The sequence below is a fragment of the Pseudomonas sp. IPO3774 genome (assembly GCF_013386835.1).
Taxonomy (GTDB): domain Bacteria; phylum Pseudomonadota; class Gammaproteobacteria; order Pseudomonadales; family Pseudomonadaceae; genus Aquipseudomonas.
Genome location: NZ_JACAQY010000044.1, coordinates 78,732 through 95,301 on the forward strand (window position 1 = coordinate 78,732; position 16,570 = coordinate 95,301).

Here is a 16,570-nt window from a genome sequence, read left to right on the forward strand (position 1 = left end):
TGCCCACCCCTGCATAGCGCCTTGATGAACCAGGGTCTAAAGTCATTCCCATCGCCCGCTAGACTACTCAAACCACGCGCGCGCGAACCAGACGGGCCATCGATGCCCAGCGGCGAGGCCCCGTCTTGCCGTCTAAAAATACTAAAAAATGCAACACCAACCGATGATCAGCGGGTGAGCCATGGAATTACGAATTAACCAGCAGACCCACCAAGTCGACGCCGAACCCGACACGCCCCTGCTCTGGGTCATCCGCGACAACCTGGGCATGACCGGCACCAAATACGGCTGCGGCCTGGCGCAATGCGGTGCGTGTTCGGTGCTTGTGGACGGCAATGTCGTGCGTTCCTGCGTCACGCCCGTTTCCGGCGTGGTCGGCCGCGAAATCACCACCATCGAAGCCATCGAGTCCGATGACGTCGGCAAGCGGGTCGTTGCCACCTGGGTCGAATACCAGGTCGCCCAATGCGGCTACTGCCAATCCGGCCAGGTAATGGCGGCCACCGCGCTGCTCAAGCACACGCCCAAGCCCAGTGATGCGCAGATCGAGGCCGCCATGGTCAACCTCTGTCGCTGTGGCACCTATAACGCCATTCATGCCGCCGTGCATGACCTTGCGCAGAAGGGAGAGGCCTGATGAACATTCGCATTGATCCCACTGCGCTGCCCTTGGTCGCGGCGCTGACTGACCCGGTGAACCTGTCCCGCCGTCGCTTCCTGGCCAGTACGGCCGTGGGCGCGCTGGTGATCGGTTTTGGCCTGCCGCTGGGGTCTGGCCGAGTGCAGGCGGCCACCGCCGCGGCCACGGCCGAACGCGGTACGCAGGTGCCGGCCTTCCTGGAGATTCGCCCGGACAACACGATTCGTTTGCTCAGCCCGTTTATCGAAGGCGGCCAGGGCACGTTCACCGCGATGGCGCAGATTGTCGGCGAGGAGTTGGACGCCGACCCGGCCACGTTCCTGGTTGAGTGTGCCCCGCCCGGTGAAGCCTTTGTGGTGATGGAGAACGGCATGCGCATCACCGGCGGCAGTATGTCGGTGCGGATGAGTTACCCCACGATGCGCCGGCTGGGTGCGCTGGCCCGGGCCATGTTGCTGGAGGCCGGGGCGCAGGCGCTGAAGGTACCGGTGAGCGAGCTGTCGACCGAGCCGGGCAAGGTGGTACACGCGGCGTCCGGGCGTTCCCTTGCGTATGGCGAGTTGGCCGGGCGGGCGATGGACCTGCCGGTACCGGATGTGGCCAGTGTGAAGCTGCGCGACCCAAGCCAGTTCCGTTGGATCGGCAAGCCGGTGAAGCGTCTCGATGCGTATGACAAGTCCACCGGCAAGGCGCTGTACAGCATTGATATGAAGGTCGACGGCATGCTCCATGCCGCCGTGCAGCATGCGCCCCGACTCGGCATGACCGTGGGCAGCCTGCGCAACGAAGACCAGGTCAAGGCCATGCCGGGCGTGCATTCGGTGCATCGCCTGCCCGGTGCGGTGGCGGTGGTGGCCGAGCGTTGGTGGCATGCCAAGCGTGCGGTGGAGTCGATTCAGGTCGACTGGCTGGAGCCGACGGCTGATTCCAAGGTGCGCGGGATGCCGAAGGACTTTTCCAGCGACGAGCATTTCAAGCGCCTGGCCGCAGAAACCGGCCCGGCCCGTGATGATGAGAACGAGGGCGACGTGGCCGGCACGCTGGCCAATGCCAAGACCAGGGTCGAGGCCACTTACCACAACCAGTACCTGCACCATGCCCAGTTGGAGCCGCCTTCGGCGCTGGCGCGCTTCAACCCTGACGGTTCGCTGGAGATCTGGCTGCCGAATCAGGCGCAGGACATGTTCCTGGCCGATATCGCCAAGCGCACCGGCCTGGCCCCGGAGCGCATTACCCTGCATTCGCCGTTGTTGGGTGGTTTTTTCGGGCGGCACTTCCTGTATGACTCGGCCAGTCCTTACCCGCAGGCCATCGAGTTGGCCAAGGCGGTGGGGCGCCCGGTGAAGTTGATCTGGAGCCGCGAAGAAGAATTCCTGCGGGATGTGCTGCGCCCGGTCGCAGCGGTGAATTTCCGTGGGGCGCTGGACAGCGACGGCTGGCCGGTGGCGATTGAAGCGGTGAGCGCCACGGAGGGACCGACCGAGGCCCTGGCGGGCAAGCAGGGCGAGAAGCTCGACCCGACGGCCCTTGAGGGACTGTCCGGCAAGTCCTATGCGATTCCCAACAAGCGTATTGCGCAGATCTATGTGAAGGGCCCGGTGATGCTGGGCTACTGGCGTTCGGTGGGCAATTCGCTGAATGACTTTTTCTACGAATCCTTCCTGGATGAACTGGCCGACAAGGGGGGCAAGGACCCGTTCGAGTTGCGCCTGCATCTGTTGCGGGATAACCAGCGGCTGACCACTCTGCTGAAGGCGGTGGGCGAGTTGTCGGGTGGCTGGAAACGTGGGCCGTTTGTTGCCGAGGACGGCAGCAAGCGCGCACGAGGGGTGGCGATGGCGTCACCGTTCGGCACCCAGACGGCGGTGATTGCCGAGGTGTCGATCGAGAACGGCCAGGTCAAGGTGCATGACATCTGGCAGGCAGTCGACCCGGGCAGCATCGTCAACCCGGCGATTGTCGAGGCGCAGGTGAATGGGGCGGTGTCGCTGGGCTTGTCCCAGGTGCTGTTGGAGGAAGCGGTGTATGTGGACGGCTTACCTCGGGCGCGTAACTACGATTTGTACCCGGTGTTGCCGCCTTCGCGGATGGCCCGGGTGCACGTGCGCGTGATCGAGAGCGGGGAAAAAATGGGCGGTATTGGCGAACCGCCGCTGCCCGCCGTGGCGCCTGCCGTGGCCAACGCCGTCGCGGCGTTGACCGGGCAGCGCGTTCGCAGCATGCCGTTAAGCCGCCACTCCTTCACCTGACCGGGGCCTGAGCACTTATGAACAACCGTCGATTCGCAAGAACCGTTGGCTGGCTGGCGCTGCCGTGCCTGGTCGCCGCAGGCCTGCTGGCCTGGTATGTCACCCGCGAGCCTGTCTCGCCGCTGGGGGCCGAGCCCGTCGCCACGGACCCGGCGCTGGTCGCCCGAGGCGAGTATGTCGCCCGGCTCAGCGACTGTGTGGCGTGCCACAGCGTGCCCAACGGCAAGCCCTTTGCCGGTGGCCTGGAAATGGCCACGCCGCTGGGGGCGATCCACGCGACCAACGTCACGCCAAACCCGGAAACCGGTATTGGCAGCTACAGCCTCGCCGACTTCGACCGCGCGGTGCGCCAGGGTGTCGCGCCGGGTGGGCGCCGCCTGTATCCGGCGATGCCGTATCCGTCCTATGCCAAGCTCAGCGACGATGATGTGCGCGCCCTGTACGCGTTCTTCATGAAGGGCGTGGCGCCGGTGCAGCAGGCCAATATCAAGAGTTCGATCCCGTGGCCATTGAATATGCGGTGGCCGATCGCGCTGTGGAATGGCGTGTTTACCGACAGCAAGCCGTATGCCGCGAAGGCCGGGAAGGATGAACTGTGGAACCGGGGCGCCTATATCGTGCAGGGCCCGGGGCATTGCGGCAGTTGCCATACGCCACGGGGCCTGGCCTTCAACGAGAAGGCACTGGATGAAAGTGGCAAGCCGTACCTGGCCGGTGGCTTGCTCGATGGCTGGTACGCACCGAGCCTGCGGGATGATCCCAACACCGGCCTGGGGCGCTGGAGCGAGCCGGAAGTGGTGCAGTTCCTCAAGACCGGTCGCAACAAACATGCGGTGGTTTATGGCTCGATGACCGAGGCGTTCAACAACTCCACGCAGTTCATGAGCGACGATGACCTGGCGGCGATTGCACGCTATCTGCGGTCATTGCCGGGCGACGAGCAGCGCGACGGTGCGGCCTGGCAGTATCAGGCGGTGTCGGCTGCGCAACGCCTGGATGCGCCGGGTGCGCATACCTATGTGACCCGCTGCGCCTCGTGCCACGGGCTGGAAGGCAAAGGGCAACCGGACTGGATGCCGCCGCTGGCCGGCGCCACCTCCGCACTGGCCAAGGAGGACGCCTCGGCGATCAACATCACCCTCAATGGCTCGCAGCGCGTAGTGGCGGCCAATGTGGCGGACGCTTATCGCATGCCGGCGTTCCGTGAGCAGTTGTCGGACCAGGAGATTGCTGAAGTGCTGACGTTTGTGCGCGGCACCTGGGGCAATCAGGGTGGGGCGGTGGATGCCAAGGCGGTGGGCAAGTTGCGTGAGCACACGGGCCCGGCGAGCAGTAGCCCGATCATTCTGCAAATGCGCTGAGGAAAATGCGCCTTGTGAGGGAGGCGCTTTATGTAGGAACTGCTTTATGTGGGAGCGGGCTTGCTCGCGAAGGCGGTGGGTCAGTGAAGAACTTGCTGACTGACACACCGCTTTCGCGAGCAAGCCCGCTCCCACATTTTTAGGCGCGTTTCGGCAGTTTCCAGTTGGGTCGGATGAAGTGGCAGGTGTAGCCATTCGGAATCCGCTCCAGGTAATCCTGATGCTCCGGCTCCGCTTCCCAGAACGGCCCCGCCGGTTCGATTTCCGTCACGACACGGCCTGGCCACAACCCCGAGGCATCCACATCCGCTGCGGTGTCTTCAGCAATGTCGCGTTGCTGTTCGCTCAGGTAATAAATCGCCGAACGGTAGCTGGGGCCCAGGTCGTTGCCCTGGCGGTTGGGCGTGCTGGGGTCGTGGATCTGGAAAAAGAACTCGAGGATCTGCCGGTAAGTGATCACCGTCGGGTCGAAGACGATCTCGATGGCTTCGGCATGGTTGCCGTGGTTGCGATACGTGGCATTCGGCACATCGCCGCCGGTGTAGCCGACCCGCGTGTGCAGCACGCCGGGGTAGCGGCGCAGCAGGTCTTGCATGCCCCAGAAGCAGCCGCCGGCGAGCAGGGCGGTTTCGGTCGGGTTGGTCATGGTCTGTGCTTCCCCTTGTTGGATACCTCGCTAGTTATGGGGGCAGGTTGGACGATTCCAAGGTCGAGGGGCGCGCCTTCGATCGGCTTCGTCCGCGTTGCCCGCAGCGCCATCAACAGCGCCAACACGGGTGCCAGGGTAAACAGCGCGAACAGCCAGCGCGCGGCATGGGCGATGCCGCCATTGCCCGCCACTTCATTGATGCCCGCCATGTTCGAGATCACCCCCGCCAGCGCCGCGCCCATGGCCATGGCGAACAGTTGCAGGGTGGTGATCGACGAAGCGGCCGTGTCCTTGTCCTGTTCCGAAGCCACTTGCAGGATGCGCGTCAGCAGGTGCGGCCAACCCAGGCCGATGCCGAACCCCACCAGGAACAGCCCCAGGCAGATAGGGGCCAGCAATGTCCATTCGCCCTGGCTGGCGATGGGCGTAGTGATCGCCAGCATCATCAAGCCCGCCACGATAAACAGCGGCCCCGCGATGATGGCGCGATGTGGACCGCGGCCGGTCCAGCCGGAGCTGATGATTTCCGAGACCGTCCAGCCGGCCGCCATCAGCGCGGCCATGTAACCGGCGATCAGCGGCGACTGGCCATGCAAGTGCTGCAGAAAGTACGGCATGAAGATCTCGCTGCTCATGCCGATCACCAACAGGCAGGTGGTCGCATAAAGCGCGCAGAGCGGGGTGCTGAACTTCAATGCATCCCGGGGCAAAAGACGCACGGTGGCGCTGGACTCCTTGCGGATCAACAGCACCACCAGCACGACGCAGGTGGCGATACCCAACAGGTTCCAGCTCGGCAGCGCCGAGACGCTGCCGGCACACACCGCCAGCACCGCGCCCGCCAGCAGCACCAGTTGTGGCACCGGCAAACGGGTGGTAGCGGTCGCCGTGGTGTCGCGTGGGGGCAGGGCGCGGCTGGTGAGTACCATGTACGCCAGGCTCACCGGCACCATCGAGCCGAAGGCCAGGCGCCACGCGTCCATCTCGGCAAACACGCCACCCACCGCCGGCCCGACGAGCGTCGCCACGCCCCACATCCCCGACACCAGTGCCATTGCGCGCGGCCACAGGCGCTCTTCGAACACCAGTTGGATCATCGAGTAACACAGGGCCAGCAAGACCCCGCCGCCCAACCCCTGGATGGAGCGCCCCGCGAGCATCACCGGCATGTTCGGCGCCAGGGCACAGATCAGCACGCCTACCATGAACACCAGTGTGGCCAGCGCATACGCCAGCCGTGGACCGGTGCGTTGCAACAGCTTGGAGGTGAGGGCGGAACCGAGGATCGAGGCCACCACGTACAGTGTGGTGCTCCACGCATAAAGCGCCAGGCCGCCGATTTCGGCAACCACCGACGGCAGGATGGTGGTGGCGATGTAGGTGTTGGTGGCATACAGCGCGATGCCGCCTGAAAGGGCAATGGAGCGGGTGGCGTTCTTGCCGCTAAGCAACTCGCCCCAACTGCTGTCTTGGGTTTGCATCAACGATTCCTTGTAATGCGTTCGCGGTATGGAAGCCGGCGAAGGGCATAAGCGTCAGGCTTGAGGTAATTAACCAAGCAATTGCTTTTAATATTGCGTTGAGGCGAATTATTTTGCAAGGAATGACTTGTCAGGTGGCCGAGTCGCTATGGCAGCCGAGGGGGGAGCGTGAGACGCGCGGTTTCCCACGGCCGGCAGCACTTCACACCATCAGTTTCCGGCTGAACTTGGTTTCCATCACGATATGCGAAGCGGTGTGCGCCACCCCTTTGATCATGTTGATCCTGATGAGCTCGGCATTGAGTTCGCTCAGGGTGGCGGTGGCCAGGTGAATGATGAAATCGGACTCCCCCGAGACCGCGTAAACGGCCTGCACCGCTTCCATCCTGCGCAGCGAGGTCATCACATCGGTGTAGCTCTTGTTGGTGCAGGAGGTCATGGTAAAGCAGGTCACCGTCTGCTGAAGCCGGTCCTGGTCGATGCGCACGCTGTAGCCGGTGATGACGCCGGCCTTTTCCAGGCGGGTAATCCGCTCCTGCACCGCAGAGCGCGAGACCCCGAGCTTGCGGGCCAATGACGCGGTGGGTTCGCGTGCGTTGGCTTGCAGCAGGCCAAGCAATTGCCTGTCCTTGTCGGTGAGGTTAAACAATGGACCGGGATTCTGCGTATCCATGGACACGTCCTTGACCCTCGCTGGGGTTCAGTTTTTATGAGTCGCCCTGTGTTGCGAGCGCTTTTCCTGAAACATATCCATCATTTTCAGGCCGGCGTAAACCGTTTGTGCGGCCGCCGGGCCCAGGGGGCCGCCATTCCATTCCAGGCCGTAGGCATCGAACAGGCGGTAGCGATCGGTTTCGCCGCAGATCGCCTCGGCGATGACGCGTGCGCCGATCGGCGCGGTGTTCATACCATGGCCACCAAATGATGTACACGCCCACAATCCCTGCCCCAGCGGGCCAATGTGCGGCATCTTGTGCCGCGCATAACCCATCAACCCGGACCAGGCCTTGTCGATCCTGATGCCGCGCAATTGCGGATAAACGTCGAGGATATCCTGCGTCAGCAATTGCCCCAGGCGTTTCTCATCCTGCAGGTTGCGCGTGGTAATGCGGCCGCCCCAGAGCAGGCGGTCGCCCTCGACGATGCGGTAATAGTCCGAGGCCCGGCGGTTATCGCCCACGGCATCGGAGGTACAGACCGCCTCGGCCAGGCGATCGCCCAGGTGCTCGGTCAGCACTGCATAGGTCGCGATGGGCAGGAAGGCGCGGCGTAATTTGCCGAACTCAGGTCCCCCATAGCCGCCGCAGCAGTACACCACGTGGGCACAATCGACAGTGCCCTGATCGGTGATGACCCGGTGTCGCCCGTTGCGGCTTTCGACGGCGGTCATGGGCGAGCGTTCATGGATTTTGCCACCACTTTGCTCGATCAGTCGGGCCAGGCCGAGGCAATAGTTCAAGGGGTGGAAGTGAAAGCCATGGTTGTCGCGCAGCGCCTGGAAATACCGCTCGGTCTTGAGCTTTTCGCGCACCGCCTGGCGATCCAGGTAGTCGAGGTGAAAGTCGAAATCCGCGGCCATTTTGTCCCGCACACGCTGCAGGTTGTCGCCATCCTCGTAGCGCACCACACTCAGTTTTCCCGGGGTTGGCGTGCAGCCGGGCAACTGATGACCGGCGATCATGCCCCGAACAATCTCGACGCCTTCAAGCGACAGTTTGAACAGCGCGGCGGCTGTAGGTTTGCCGCAGCGTCGCTCGATGGCGGCCAACCCTTCGGACCAGCCCTGGAGCACGAAGCCACCGTTGCGCCCCGACGCTCCCCAGGCCACGCGACCGGCATCCAGCAGCACCACCGACTGCCCGCGGGAGACCAGTTCCCACGCCGTGCTCAGCCCCGCCAGCCCGGCGCCGATCACGCACACATCGGCCCGGGCGTTGCCACACAGCGCCTGGCGTTCAGTCGTGTCGCGCATCGTGGCGGTGTAGTAATTGTTGTTATAGGTGAACATGAAGTCGGCCGTCCTTTTTTTGCGGCGCAGGCATACAGCGCGCCGCGTCGAGGACGGGGCGCCTGTACGGCCTGTGGGGTTTTTTACTGCACCTGGGTGAGGTCGGCGCCGTACCATTTCTCTGACAATTGCTTGAGCGTGCCATCGGCTTTCATGTCGGCGACGATCTTGGTCAGCGCGCTGTTGAACGCCTCATCGCCCTTGTCCACGGCGATGGCCAGGGCTTCGTAGTAGGCGGGTTTGCCTTCCACCCTGACGATGGGGTAGCCATTCTTGACGGCGGCGACGATGGTGGGCAGGGCGGACAGGGTTGCGTTCAGGCGCACCCCGTCTCCCATGCGCAGGTCATCCAGCGGGCCCATGCTGTCGCCGTACGTGCGAACTTCGCCGGGGGTGACTTCGTAAGTGAACGGCGGCACATCGGCGGCGTCGATCTTCAGGCGGCGGTTGATATAGTCCTCCGAAGTCGTACCGGCTTCGACGCCGATGATCTTGCCGTTCAGGTCCGCCACTTTGGTCTCGGCCGCGTCCTTGTGCACCGCGAATACATACGGGGTGTAGTAGTAGATCGCGGGGAAGTCGAGCACCCGGGTGCGCTCGGTGGTCGGGGTCATGGAGCCGACCGACAGGTCCCAGCGGCTCGACCAGCGCCCGGCGGTGATGATCCCGTATTCGGGCGTCACGAAGTCGACTTTGCTGCCCAGGCGTTTGCCGATTTCGCTGGCGACGTCGATATCGAAGCCTTGCAGCTTATTGTCCGGGCCCAGGAACGATTGCGGTGGCCAGTTGGCCGAGGTGGCCACCTTGATCACCTTGGTTTCATGGATGCGGTCGAGGGTCGAGCCCGCCCAGGCCGCGCCTGTGAGGCTGGTGAGGGCGGTGGCGACAGCGGCTGCGGTGAAGAAGCGAGTGAACGAGATCATGGGTAAGCCTCCAGTATCTTGAGTGCGGTGCCTGTTGTTTTTATCGGTGACTTCGCAAGGTTCGACGGTGCTGCTCAGTGGCTGAGAATCTGCGACAGGAATTCCCGGGCACGCTCGTGCTGCGGGTTGTCAAAAAACTCGGTGGGTTTGGCTTGCTCGATGATGCAGCCCTGATCCATGAAGATGATCCGGTCGGCCACCCGCCGGGCGAATCCCATCTCGTGGGTGACGCAGACCATGGTGATGCCGTCCTGGGCCAGTTCGCCCATCACGTCCAGCACTTCCTTGACCATCTCGGGGTCAAGGGCCGACGTGGGCTCGTCGAACAGCATGATGCGCGGGCGCATGCACAAGGCCCGGGCAATGGCGACGCGCTGCTGCTGGCCGCCCGAGAGCTGGCTGGGGTATTTGTCGGCCTGGTTCCCGATGCGCACCCGGTCCAGGTATTCATAGGCCAGTTCGCGGGCCTGGGGCTCGCTGAGCTTGCTCACCAGGCGCGGTCCCACCATGAGGTTCTCCAGCACCGTCATGTGCGGGAACAGGTTGAACTGCTGGAACACCATGCCGACCTGGCGCCTTATGCCCGCCACGCAGGCGGCATCACGGGTCAACTCGGTGCCCTCGATGAACACGTGGCCTTTCTGGAAGTCTTCCAGCAGGTTCAGGCAGCGAATCAACGTGGACTTGCCGGAGCCCGACGGCCCGCAGACCACCACGATTTCACCGCTGGCAATGTGCAGGTCGATGCCCTTGAGCACATAAAAATCGCCATACCATTTGTGCATGTCCTGGATCGATATCGCAGGGTATGGAGCAGGGACTATTGAGGGCTGATTCATCGTCATGCTCCTGGTTCAGCGATGGGCGCGGTTGAAGTGCTTTTCCAGGCGGGCCTGGACGGTTTCCAGCACGATCGACAGCAGCCAATACAGCACGGCGGCGGTGATCAGCATTTCCAGGTGCCGGAACTCGGCACGTCCCTGGGTTCGTGCCAGGAACATCAGCTCCCAGACGCCGATCACCGACACCAGCGAACTGTCCTTGAGCATCGAGATGAACTGGTTGCCCGTTGGCGGAATGATCAAGCGCATGGACTGCGGGAGAATCACCCGGGTCATCGTCTGGAACGGGTTCAGGCCAATCGCCCGCGAGGCTTCCCACTGGCCCCGCGAGATGCTGCTGATACCGGCGCGGAAGATCTCCGTCATGTAGGCGCCATAACACAGCGAGAGCGCCAGGATCCCGGCTGGAACCGCCCCGACGACATAGCCGAGCTGGGGAATGCCCAGGTAAATCAGATAGATCTGGATCAGCAGCGGAACGCCGCGGAAAAACGAGGTGTAGAAGCTCGCAATCGCAATCGCGAAGCCGTTGGAAGACAAGCGCGCGGTGGCGCCCAGCAGCGCCAGGACGAACGCAATCGCAATCGAAATCGCCGACACGTAGACGGTGGTGAACACCCCCTGGGTGATCATGAAGCCGATTTTGGTCGCGATGAAACTGTAGGAAAGGTTGAAGGTGTCGAAGAACAACAGGAACAGCACCAGCAACTCGCACCAGACCGTGATGATCTGCGCGCGCAAGGGAAAGCGGCCAAGGATGAACAGGTTCAGCACCACCGTCAGGGTGAACGTGCCGCCCACTGCAATATCTCGTGCCAGTGGTGCCTTCAGGTCGAGAACGATGGGGCCCATCAAGTGGGATAGGCGGCCTTCACCGACGCCGCAGGCGAGCGTGATGATGAAAATCACCACGGCCACCGCGCCCATGAATACCGCGCTGTCCGTCATGCGGGTCTTGACGATATGGTCTTTGTACATGGCTTACGCGCCCCGGGGTGAGCCCCTTTATTGTTGTAAGCCCATTATGGGTTGACGAAATGCCGGGCGGCACCCTGCGGATTGTTGGGATTTGCGGTTTTTATGAGCGTATGAGGGGAGGGGAGCCGTACATATGCCGGACGGAGTCATCAGGCTTTCGCCAGCAATCATTTCGCGCCAGACTCATGGGCATTCATCGCCCCAAGGTAGCCACCATGATTTCCCATGTGTTTTTAGGTACAGGTGATTTTGATCGGGCTTTTGCTTTCTATTCGAAGGTGATGGCTGAGTTGGGCCTCAGGTTGAAATTTTGCGATGCGGATAAACCGTGGGCCGGTTGGGTGGCTGAAACCGAACCTCGCCCGATCTTCGTCATTGGGGCGCCATTTGATGGCAAACCGAGTGCACCTGGGAATGGGCAGATGGTGGGGCTACTTGCACCCAGTCGGGAAGCGGTTAGAAGAAGTTATACAGCGGCGTTGGCGCTCGGCGGGATATGTGAAGGAGAGCCTGGATTAAGGCCTCACTACCACCCCGATTATTACGGCGCGTATTTTCGAGATACTGATGGCAACAAGCTGTGCGTGTGCTGCCATGATCCACAAGCAAATTACCCTCGGTGAGGGTGAGTTGAACGAGCAAAAGCTGAGGCTGGGATTTCGCATAGGCCAGGACGCTACGCAGCAGTTTGTTTCCGATGCCTTTCTGGAACGTACATTCCGAAGAGCGTCGACCCGAAGCAGCCTCTCAACACGTTTTGTGAGGACCCGTCGCCAACGTCTGCCATGTGAGTCCGAGCTGCATCAATTTCCCCACAGCAAAAGGTACCGATGTGAACTGAATCGAAAGTGGCGTAATCCTGAATATCCGAAGGTTGATCACTCCCGGCACTATATTTTTGGAAAAGCTCAGCCGGAACCACGCAAACTTTGCCGGTTTACATGTCACCGCCATCGGATAGGACGGTGCAGCAAAAAACGCTGAAACCCTGGCGACATCCTCGCGTTTCACCTTGAGAAAGACGTTACCGACATTGCCTTGTTCAACCGTCAGGTAAAAGTCTCCGCCTTTCGCCTGAAGGCAGAGGTAGATCGACCTCCACTTGCTTTCATGGCAAGCACTGAACAACGCTGGTGAACTTAGCATTCTGCGATCCTCTGTCGATTCGACGTGAGGAGGTTTAGCTCATGTTGCAGTGGACTGCATGGAAGTGCCCGTCAAAATCGCCAAGTCGTTGCCACGACCTGGCGTTCAATCCGTTCTAGCTACACGGCACCTCTCGATCCATCAGTTTGCCCATTAACAGCACCCCCAACTCGCTCAATTGGTGAATAGCCAACGCCACATCGCGGTCTTTCCCGGTCAGTTCTTCGGACAAATCGAGCACCAAGGCACTCACGGAGGAGAAGGTTTCGTAGCTATTGGTGATCAGGCTTTCGCTGCTGGCGTCGGCGGCGACGCTGAACAGGGCTGAGGGCGTTGGGGCGGGTTTGGAACTGGGATTGAGGTAGTGATCCATGGCGCGCTGGGCGGCCTGGTGGAGTTTTGGATCGGAAGTTCCCGGAGGATTAGGGGTAACCTTGAACATTGTCTGGATGCTCCATTTTGGCCCCCGCCTTATCGCTACTAAACGAAAGGTGGCAGCTGTGTGCAGGTTAGTAGACCGGATATTCCAGACAAAACCGGCGCGCCCGAGGGCGCCCTGCACACAGCCACCATTAAACACAGACAAAGACGTCTGACAGATGATGCTTATGCACATTGCCTAGAATACTTCGGGCTACTAAACCCGATCACTGAGGTTTCAGCGACCGAGCAACCTTAGAGCCCCATACCCATGCGCACAAGCCGGCGGATTCTGACGCAACTGTAGGCAATGGGGCAAGGCACCTCACGGCTTGCTATAGGCCATGTACTCATTCTGCAAGACAATATGGTCGGCCAAGTACTTCGCATCATGCCAAACCCCGTAGATAAACGAAGACGCGCGGTTCACCAGGTTCGGCAAACCCAAAAAGTAAATCCCGCTTTCCGCCGAAATCCCGCGCTTATGGAAAGGCTCACCTTTCTCGTCGAACGCATTCACTTTCAACCAACTGAAATCAAAACTGAAACCCGTGGCCCACAGAATCGTGGTCACACCGGCCTCAGCCAAATCCAGGCTCAGGATCGGATTCACCAGGCACTCCGGGTCAGCCAACAATTCCCACGCCTCAGGCTCCGGCGCAAACGGCAGGCCGTTCTGCTCGATATAGGCGTCGGCATCCCGCAGTACATCAAAGTAGGCACGGTCACCTTCAGCCACATTAGCCGCCAGGCCGGGCTCAAACTCCATCACGCCTTCATTCCACGACCGAGTAACACCCACCAGCGTAATGCCCATGTGCGCCAGGCGGCGGAAGTCGACGGTCTTGCCGCCTTCATAGCCACTGACGGCAAACGCCACATGCTTCTTCTTCGGCTGGATTTTGACCTCGTCCCACAAGCCCAGCGCGCCCAGCCACCAGCAGTAATCACGGCCACGATACGAGCGAGGAGGGCGATAGTGTTCGCCCACCGAGAGGTACACGGTCTTGCCGGCCTTTTGCAGTTCCTCGGCAATTTGTGAACCCGATGCGCCAGCGCCCACCACCAACACAGCACCCTCGGCCAACTGGCCGGGATTCTTGTAGGCCGAGGAGTGCAGCTGTTGAACCGTGGCGTGTGCGGGCACCAGATTCGGAATGGACGGACGTTGAAACGGGCCTGTCGCCGCAACAACGTTGGTGGCCTCGATCACACCCGCCGAGGTGGTCACCTTGAACCCGGGGCGACCCACGTGGCGTTCCACTTGCTGCACTTCAACCCCGGTGCGCACCGGAGCCTTCAGCATGTTCACGTACTCTTCAAAGTAGGCCGCCATGCGCTCTTTCGGCGGGAAGCTCTCGGGGGAAATGCCTTCGAATTTCATGCCGGGAAAACGGTCGTGCCAGGCCGGGCCGTTGGCGACCAGCGAGTCCCAGCGCTCGGACCGCCAGCGCTCGGCGATGCGGTTACGCTCCAGCACGATGTGCGGCACGCCCATGAGTGACAGATGCTCGCTCATGGCGACCCCCGCCTGGCCTGCGCCCACCACCAGGGTGTTGATCTTTTCAACTGACATGTGAGCTTCCTAAAGATAAGCGACCATCGACCGGTATCAGTGTGATCAAGCAACCGCCAGCCGGAAATTATGCTTTTTGAACGTAGAGGTTAGGCAAAACCAAAGCCCTTCAATCGGCCTCCAGCAGCTCGGCCACCGCCGTCAGGGCCAGGCGGTAGCCCAGCGCGCCGAGGCCTGCGATCACGCCGGTGGCGGCTTTGGACACATAGGAGTGATGACGGAAAGCCTCGCGCTTCCAGATGTTGCTCATGTGCGCTTCGATGATCGGGCCGTCGAACGCCAGCAGCGCATCGAGAATCGGCACCGAGCTGTAGGTCAGGCCGGCGGCGTTGATGATCACCGCGTCGGCGTTGAGCCGGGCCTCCTGAATCCAGTCCACCAGCACCCCTTCATGGTTGCTCTGGCGAAAATCCAGGGTCAGGCCCAGTTCGATAGCGTGGCGCTGGCAGCACGCTTCGATGCTGGCGAAGCTTTCGCTGCCGTAGGTGCCGTTCTTGTCCAGACCGTACAGGTTGGCGTTGGGGCCGTTGAGGAAATACACAGTGCGGGGCATGGCAAGCTCCAGGTGGCTCATGGTTGCTGGTTGGGGTTCCAGTCATCCGGCACCACCGCAATCACATCGATCTCCATCAACCACTCCGGCTGGCCCAGACCCGAAATCACCAGGCCGGTGGAGATCGGGAACACGCCCTTGAGCCATTTTCCGACCTCCTGGTACACCGGTTCGCGGTAGCGCGGGTCGATCAGGTAGGTGGTGGTCTTCACGATGTGCGACAAATCGGAACCGGCTTCCTCCAGCAGTTGCTTGACGTTTTTCATTGCCTGTTCGGCTTGCGCGCGCGGGTCGCCGAGGCCGATCAGGTTGCCGTCGAAGTCCGTGCCGATCTGGCCACGTACATAAATGGTATTGCCGGCGCGCACGGCCTGGCACAGGTCGTTGTCCAGCGCCTGGTTGGGGTAGGTCTGCTTGGTGTTGAACATGCGGATACGGGTATGGGTGGGCATTGCTGGCAACTCATGAGGCGCGGAATAAATCCAGCTTCACATTGGCCTCGCCCGCGCGAAACCAGCATTTGCGCGAGGTAATGCTTAGGCAAAACCGAAGCGCCATCCGCCGGCGTCAGCGTCGGGCTAACAGCAATCGGCATGAACCATGCAACGCTGTGTTTGAGGCAGGCGGCGCCGGCTTGGCGTCAGCTTATTGATGATGTGGAGGCGTGATGCTCAGTCGTATTACCCAGCGCCAACTGGAATATTTCGTGGCTTCCGGTGAGGCAGGCAGCATCAGTGCGGCGTCTGAGCGCATTCATGTGTCGTCGCCGTCTATCTCGGCTGCGATCACCCACATGGAGGCCGAGTTGGGCATCCAGCTGTTTGTGCGGCATCACGCCCAGGGCATTTCCCTCACGGCAGTGGGGCGCCAGGTGATGCAGGAGGCCAAGCTGATCCTGGAGCAGATGACCAACCTTTACACCATCGCTTCCGAGTCGCTGAACACCGTGCGCGGACCGCTGCGGGTGGGTTGCCTGGAGTGGCTGGCGCCGATGATCACCCCTGAGCTGGTGTTTGGTTTTGGCCGCGCGTTTCCAGGTGTACGCCTCACGCAAGTGGAGGGCAACCACGAGGAAATGCTGGAAAAACTGCGCAGCGCCGAGATCGATATCGCCCTGACCTACGACCTGGTGACCAGTGACGACATCGACTTCCAGCCGCTGGCGCAATTACCGCCGTATGTGATGGTGGGTGAGTACCACCCGCTCGCAAGCCTGTCGGCGGTGAGCATGCTCGACCTTGAGGATTACCCGGTGGTGCTGCTGGACACGCCCTGGAGTCGGGAATATTTCCTCAGCTTCTTTATGCAGGCCGGTACCACACCGAACATCATCATGCGCTCCAGCAACCTTGAAACCGTGCGCTCGATGGTTGGCAATGGCATCGGCTATTCCTTCGCGAATGCCCGGCCCAAAGCCAATCTTTCCCAGGACGGCAAGCGCTTGATCCGCCTGCGCTTGTCCGGCCCGCACCGGCCCATGCAGCTGGGCTATGCCACGGCGAGCAATACCCAGTTGTCCCGCGTGGTGTCGGCGTTTGCCGAGCGTTGCCGCATGTTCGTTTCAGACCAGTACATCCCGGGCATGGCGGCCCCGAGCTTTTTTGATGCCCATGCGGTGCGCACCCTGAACGGCGCGGGCTGAGCCGCGTGCTTTCCTGCTTTTCTGTGGGAGCTGGCTTGCCTGCGATGCAGGCACCTCGGTCTTCCAGGTACACCGGGGCGATGCTATCGCAGGCAAGCCAGC

At 61.7% G+C, this 16,570-nt stretch carries 17 protein-coding genes; 5 read left to right on the top strand and 12 right to left on the bottom strand.

The window, feature by feature from the left end:
• Window positions 1-181 precede the first annotated feature (181 nt).
• Genes HYE77_RS23285 through HYE77_RS23295 form a run of 3 tightly spaced genes read left to right on the top strand, consistent with a single transcriptional unit; the run spans window position 182 to window position 4,250 of the window.
• A complete protein-coding gene (locus HYE77_RS23285; protein ID WP_003215609.1) occupies window positions 182-637 on the top strand; it encodes a (2Fe-2S)-binding protein in 456 nt (151 codons plus the stop codon).
• The gene (locus tag HYE77_RS23290; RefSeq protein WP_177044964.1) at window positions 637-2,889 is read left to right on the top strand and encodes a molybdopterin cofactor-binding domain-containing protein; all 2,253 of its coding nucleotides are present in this window, start codon (window positions 637-639) and stop codon (window positions 2,887-2,889) included. Before HYE77_RS23285 ends, HYE77_RS23290 begins: the two co-directional genes overlap by 1 nt.
• 17 nt (window positions 2,890-2,906) lie before the next feature.
• The gene (locus tag HYE77_RS23295) at window positions 2,907-4,250 is read left to right on the top strand and encodes a cytochrome c (protein ID WP_177069463.1); all 1,344 of its coding nucleotides are present in this window, start codon (window positions 2,907-2,909) and stop codon (window positions 4,248-4,250) included.
• Between the two features lie 139 nt (window positions 4,251-4,389).
• Here the strand turns inward: HYE77_RS23295 and msrA are convergent, their stop codons facing one another.
• The 7 genes from msrA to HYE77_RS23330 form a co-directional block, all read right to left on the bottom strand.
• The gene (gene msrA / locus HYE77_RS23300) at window positions 4,390-4,896 is read right to left on the bottom strand and encodes a peptide-methionine (S)-S-oxide reductase MsrA (protein ID WP_087693735.1); all 507 of its coding nucleotides are present in this window, start codon (window positions 4,894-4,896) and stop codon (window positions 4,390-4,392) included.
• Entirely contained in the window at window positions 4,893-6,380 is a 1,488-nt protein-coding gene (locus HYE77_RS23305; protein WP_177022100.1) for an MFS transporter, read from the bottom strand. Before HYE77_RS23305 ends, msrA begins: the two co-directional genes overlap by 4 nt.
• 202 nt (window positions 6,381-6,582) lie before the next feature.
• Window positions 6,583-7,053, bottom strand: coding sequence for an Lrp/AsnC family transcriptional regulator (locus HYE77_RS23310; protein ID WP_003215617.1), 471 nt, complete (start codon window positions 7,051-7,053; stop codon window positions 6,583-6,585).
• Between the two features lie 27 nt (window positions 7,054-7,080).
• A complete protein-coding gene (locus HYE77_RS23315; RefSeq protein WP_177019889.1) occupies window positions 7,081-8,388 on the bottom strand; it encodes an FAD-binding oxidoreductase in 1,308 nt (435 codons plus the stop codon).
• An 83-nt stretch (window positions 8,389-8,471) separates the two neighbouring features.
• Entirely contained in the window at window positions 8,472-9,311 is an 840-nt protein-coding gene (locus HYE77_RS23320) for a transporter substrate-binding domain-containing protein (RefSeq protein WP_177069464.1), read from the bottom strand.
• A gap of 74 nt (window positions 9,312-9,385) precedes the next feature.
• A complete protein-coding gene (locus HYE77_RS23325) occupies window positions 9,386-10,150 on the bottom strand; it encodes an amino acid ABC transporter ATP-binding protein (RefSeq protein ID WP_023658742.1) in 765 nt (254 codons plus the stop codon).
• Between the two features lie 15 nt (window positions 10,151-10,165).
• The gene (locus HYE77_RS23330) at window positions 10,166-11,131 is read right to left on the bottom strand and encodes an amino acid ABC transporter permease (protein ID WP_003215624.1); all 966 of its coding nucleotides are present in this window, start codon (window positions 11,129-11,131) and stop codon (window positions 10,166-10,168) included.
• A gap of 215 nt (window positions 11,132-11,346) precedes the next feature.
• Between HYE77_RS23330 and HYE77_RS23335 the strand changes: the two genes are divergently transcribed.
• On the top strand, window positions 11,347-11,754 hold the full coding sequence (locus HYE77_RS23335; RefSeq protein ID WP_102368782.1) for a VOC family protein: 408 nt from the start codon (window positions 11,347-11,349) through the stop codon (window positions 11,752-11,754).
• A gap of 124 nt (window positions 11,755-11,878) precedes the next feature.
• On the opposite strand, the gene HYE77_RS23340 is transcribed toward HYE77_RS23335, so the two are convergent.
• From HYE77_RS23340 to HYE77_RS23360, 5 genes are all read right to left on the bottom strand, one after another.
• Window positions 11,879-12,277, bottom strand: coding sequence for a hypothetical protein (locus HYE77_RS23340; RefSeq protein ID WP_177069465.1), 399 nt, complete (start codon window positions 12,275-12,277; stop codon window positions 11,879-11,881).
• Between the two features lie 115 nt (window positions 12,278-12,392).
• Window positions 12,393-12,719 (bottom strand): DUF6124 family protein, encoded by a 327-nt coding sequence (locus HYE77_RS23345; RefSeq protein WP_177069466.1) that lies wholly within the window; start codon window positions 12,717-12,719, stop codon window positions 12,393-12,395.
• A 303-nt stretch (window positions 12,720-13,022) separates the two neighbouring features.
• On the bottom strand, window positions 13,023-14,273 hold the full coding sequence (locus HYE77_RS23350) for an NAD(P)/FAD-dependent oxidoreductase (RefSeq protein ID WP_177019890.1): 1,251 nt from the start codon (window positions 14,271-14,273) through the stop codon (window positions 13,023-13,025).
• Window positions 14,274-14,382: 109 nt separating this feature from the next.
• Window positions 14,383-14,826, bottom strand: a complete 444-nt coding sequence (locus HYE77_RS23355) for a type II 3-dehydroquinate dehydratase (protein WP_023658744.1) — start codon at window positions 14,824-14,826, stop codon at window positions 14,383-14,385.
• 17 nt (window positions 14,827-14,843) lie between these two features.
• Window positions 14,844-15,278 (bottom strand): RidA family protein, encoded by a 435-nt coding sequence (locus tag HYE77_RS23360; protein WP_003215629.1) that lies wholly within the window; start codon window positions 15,276-15,278, stop codon window positions 14,844-14,846.
• Window positions 15,279-15,493: 215 nt separating this feature from the next.
• Between HYE77_RS23360 and HYE77_RS23365 the strand changes: the two genes are divergently transcribed.
• On the top strand, window positions 15,494-16,468 hold the full coding sequence (locus HYE77_RS23365) for a LysR family transcriptional regulator (RefSeq protein WP_003215630.1): 975 nt from the start codon (window positions 15,494-15,496) through the stop codon (window positions 16,466-16,468).
• The last annotated feature ends 102 nt before the right edge of the window (window positions 16,469-16,570 follow it).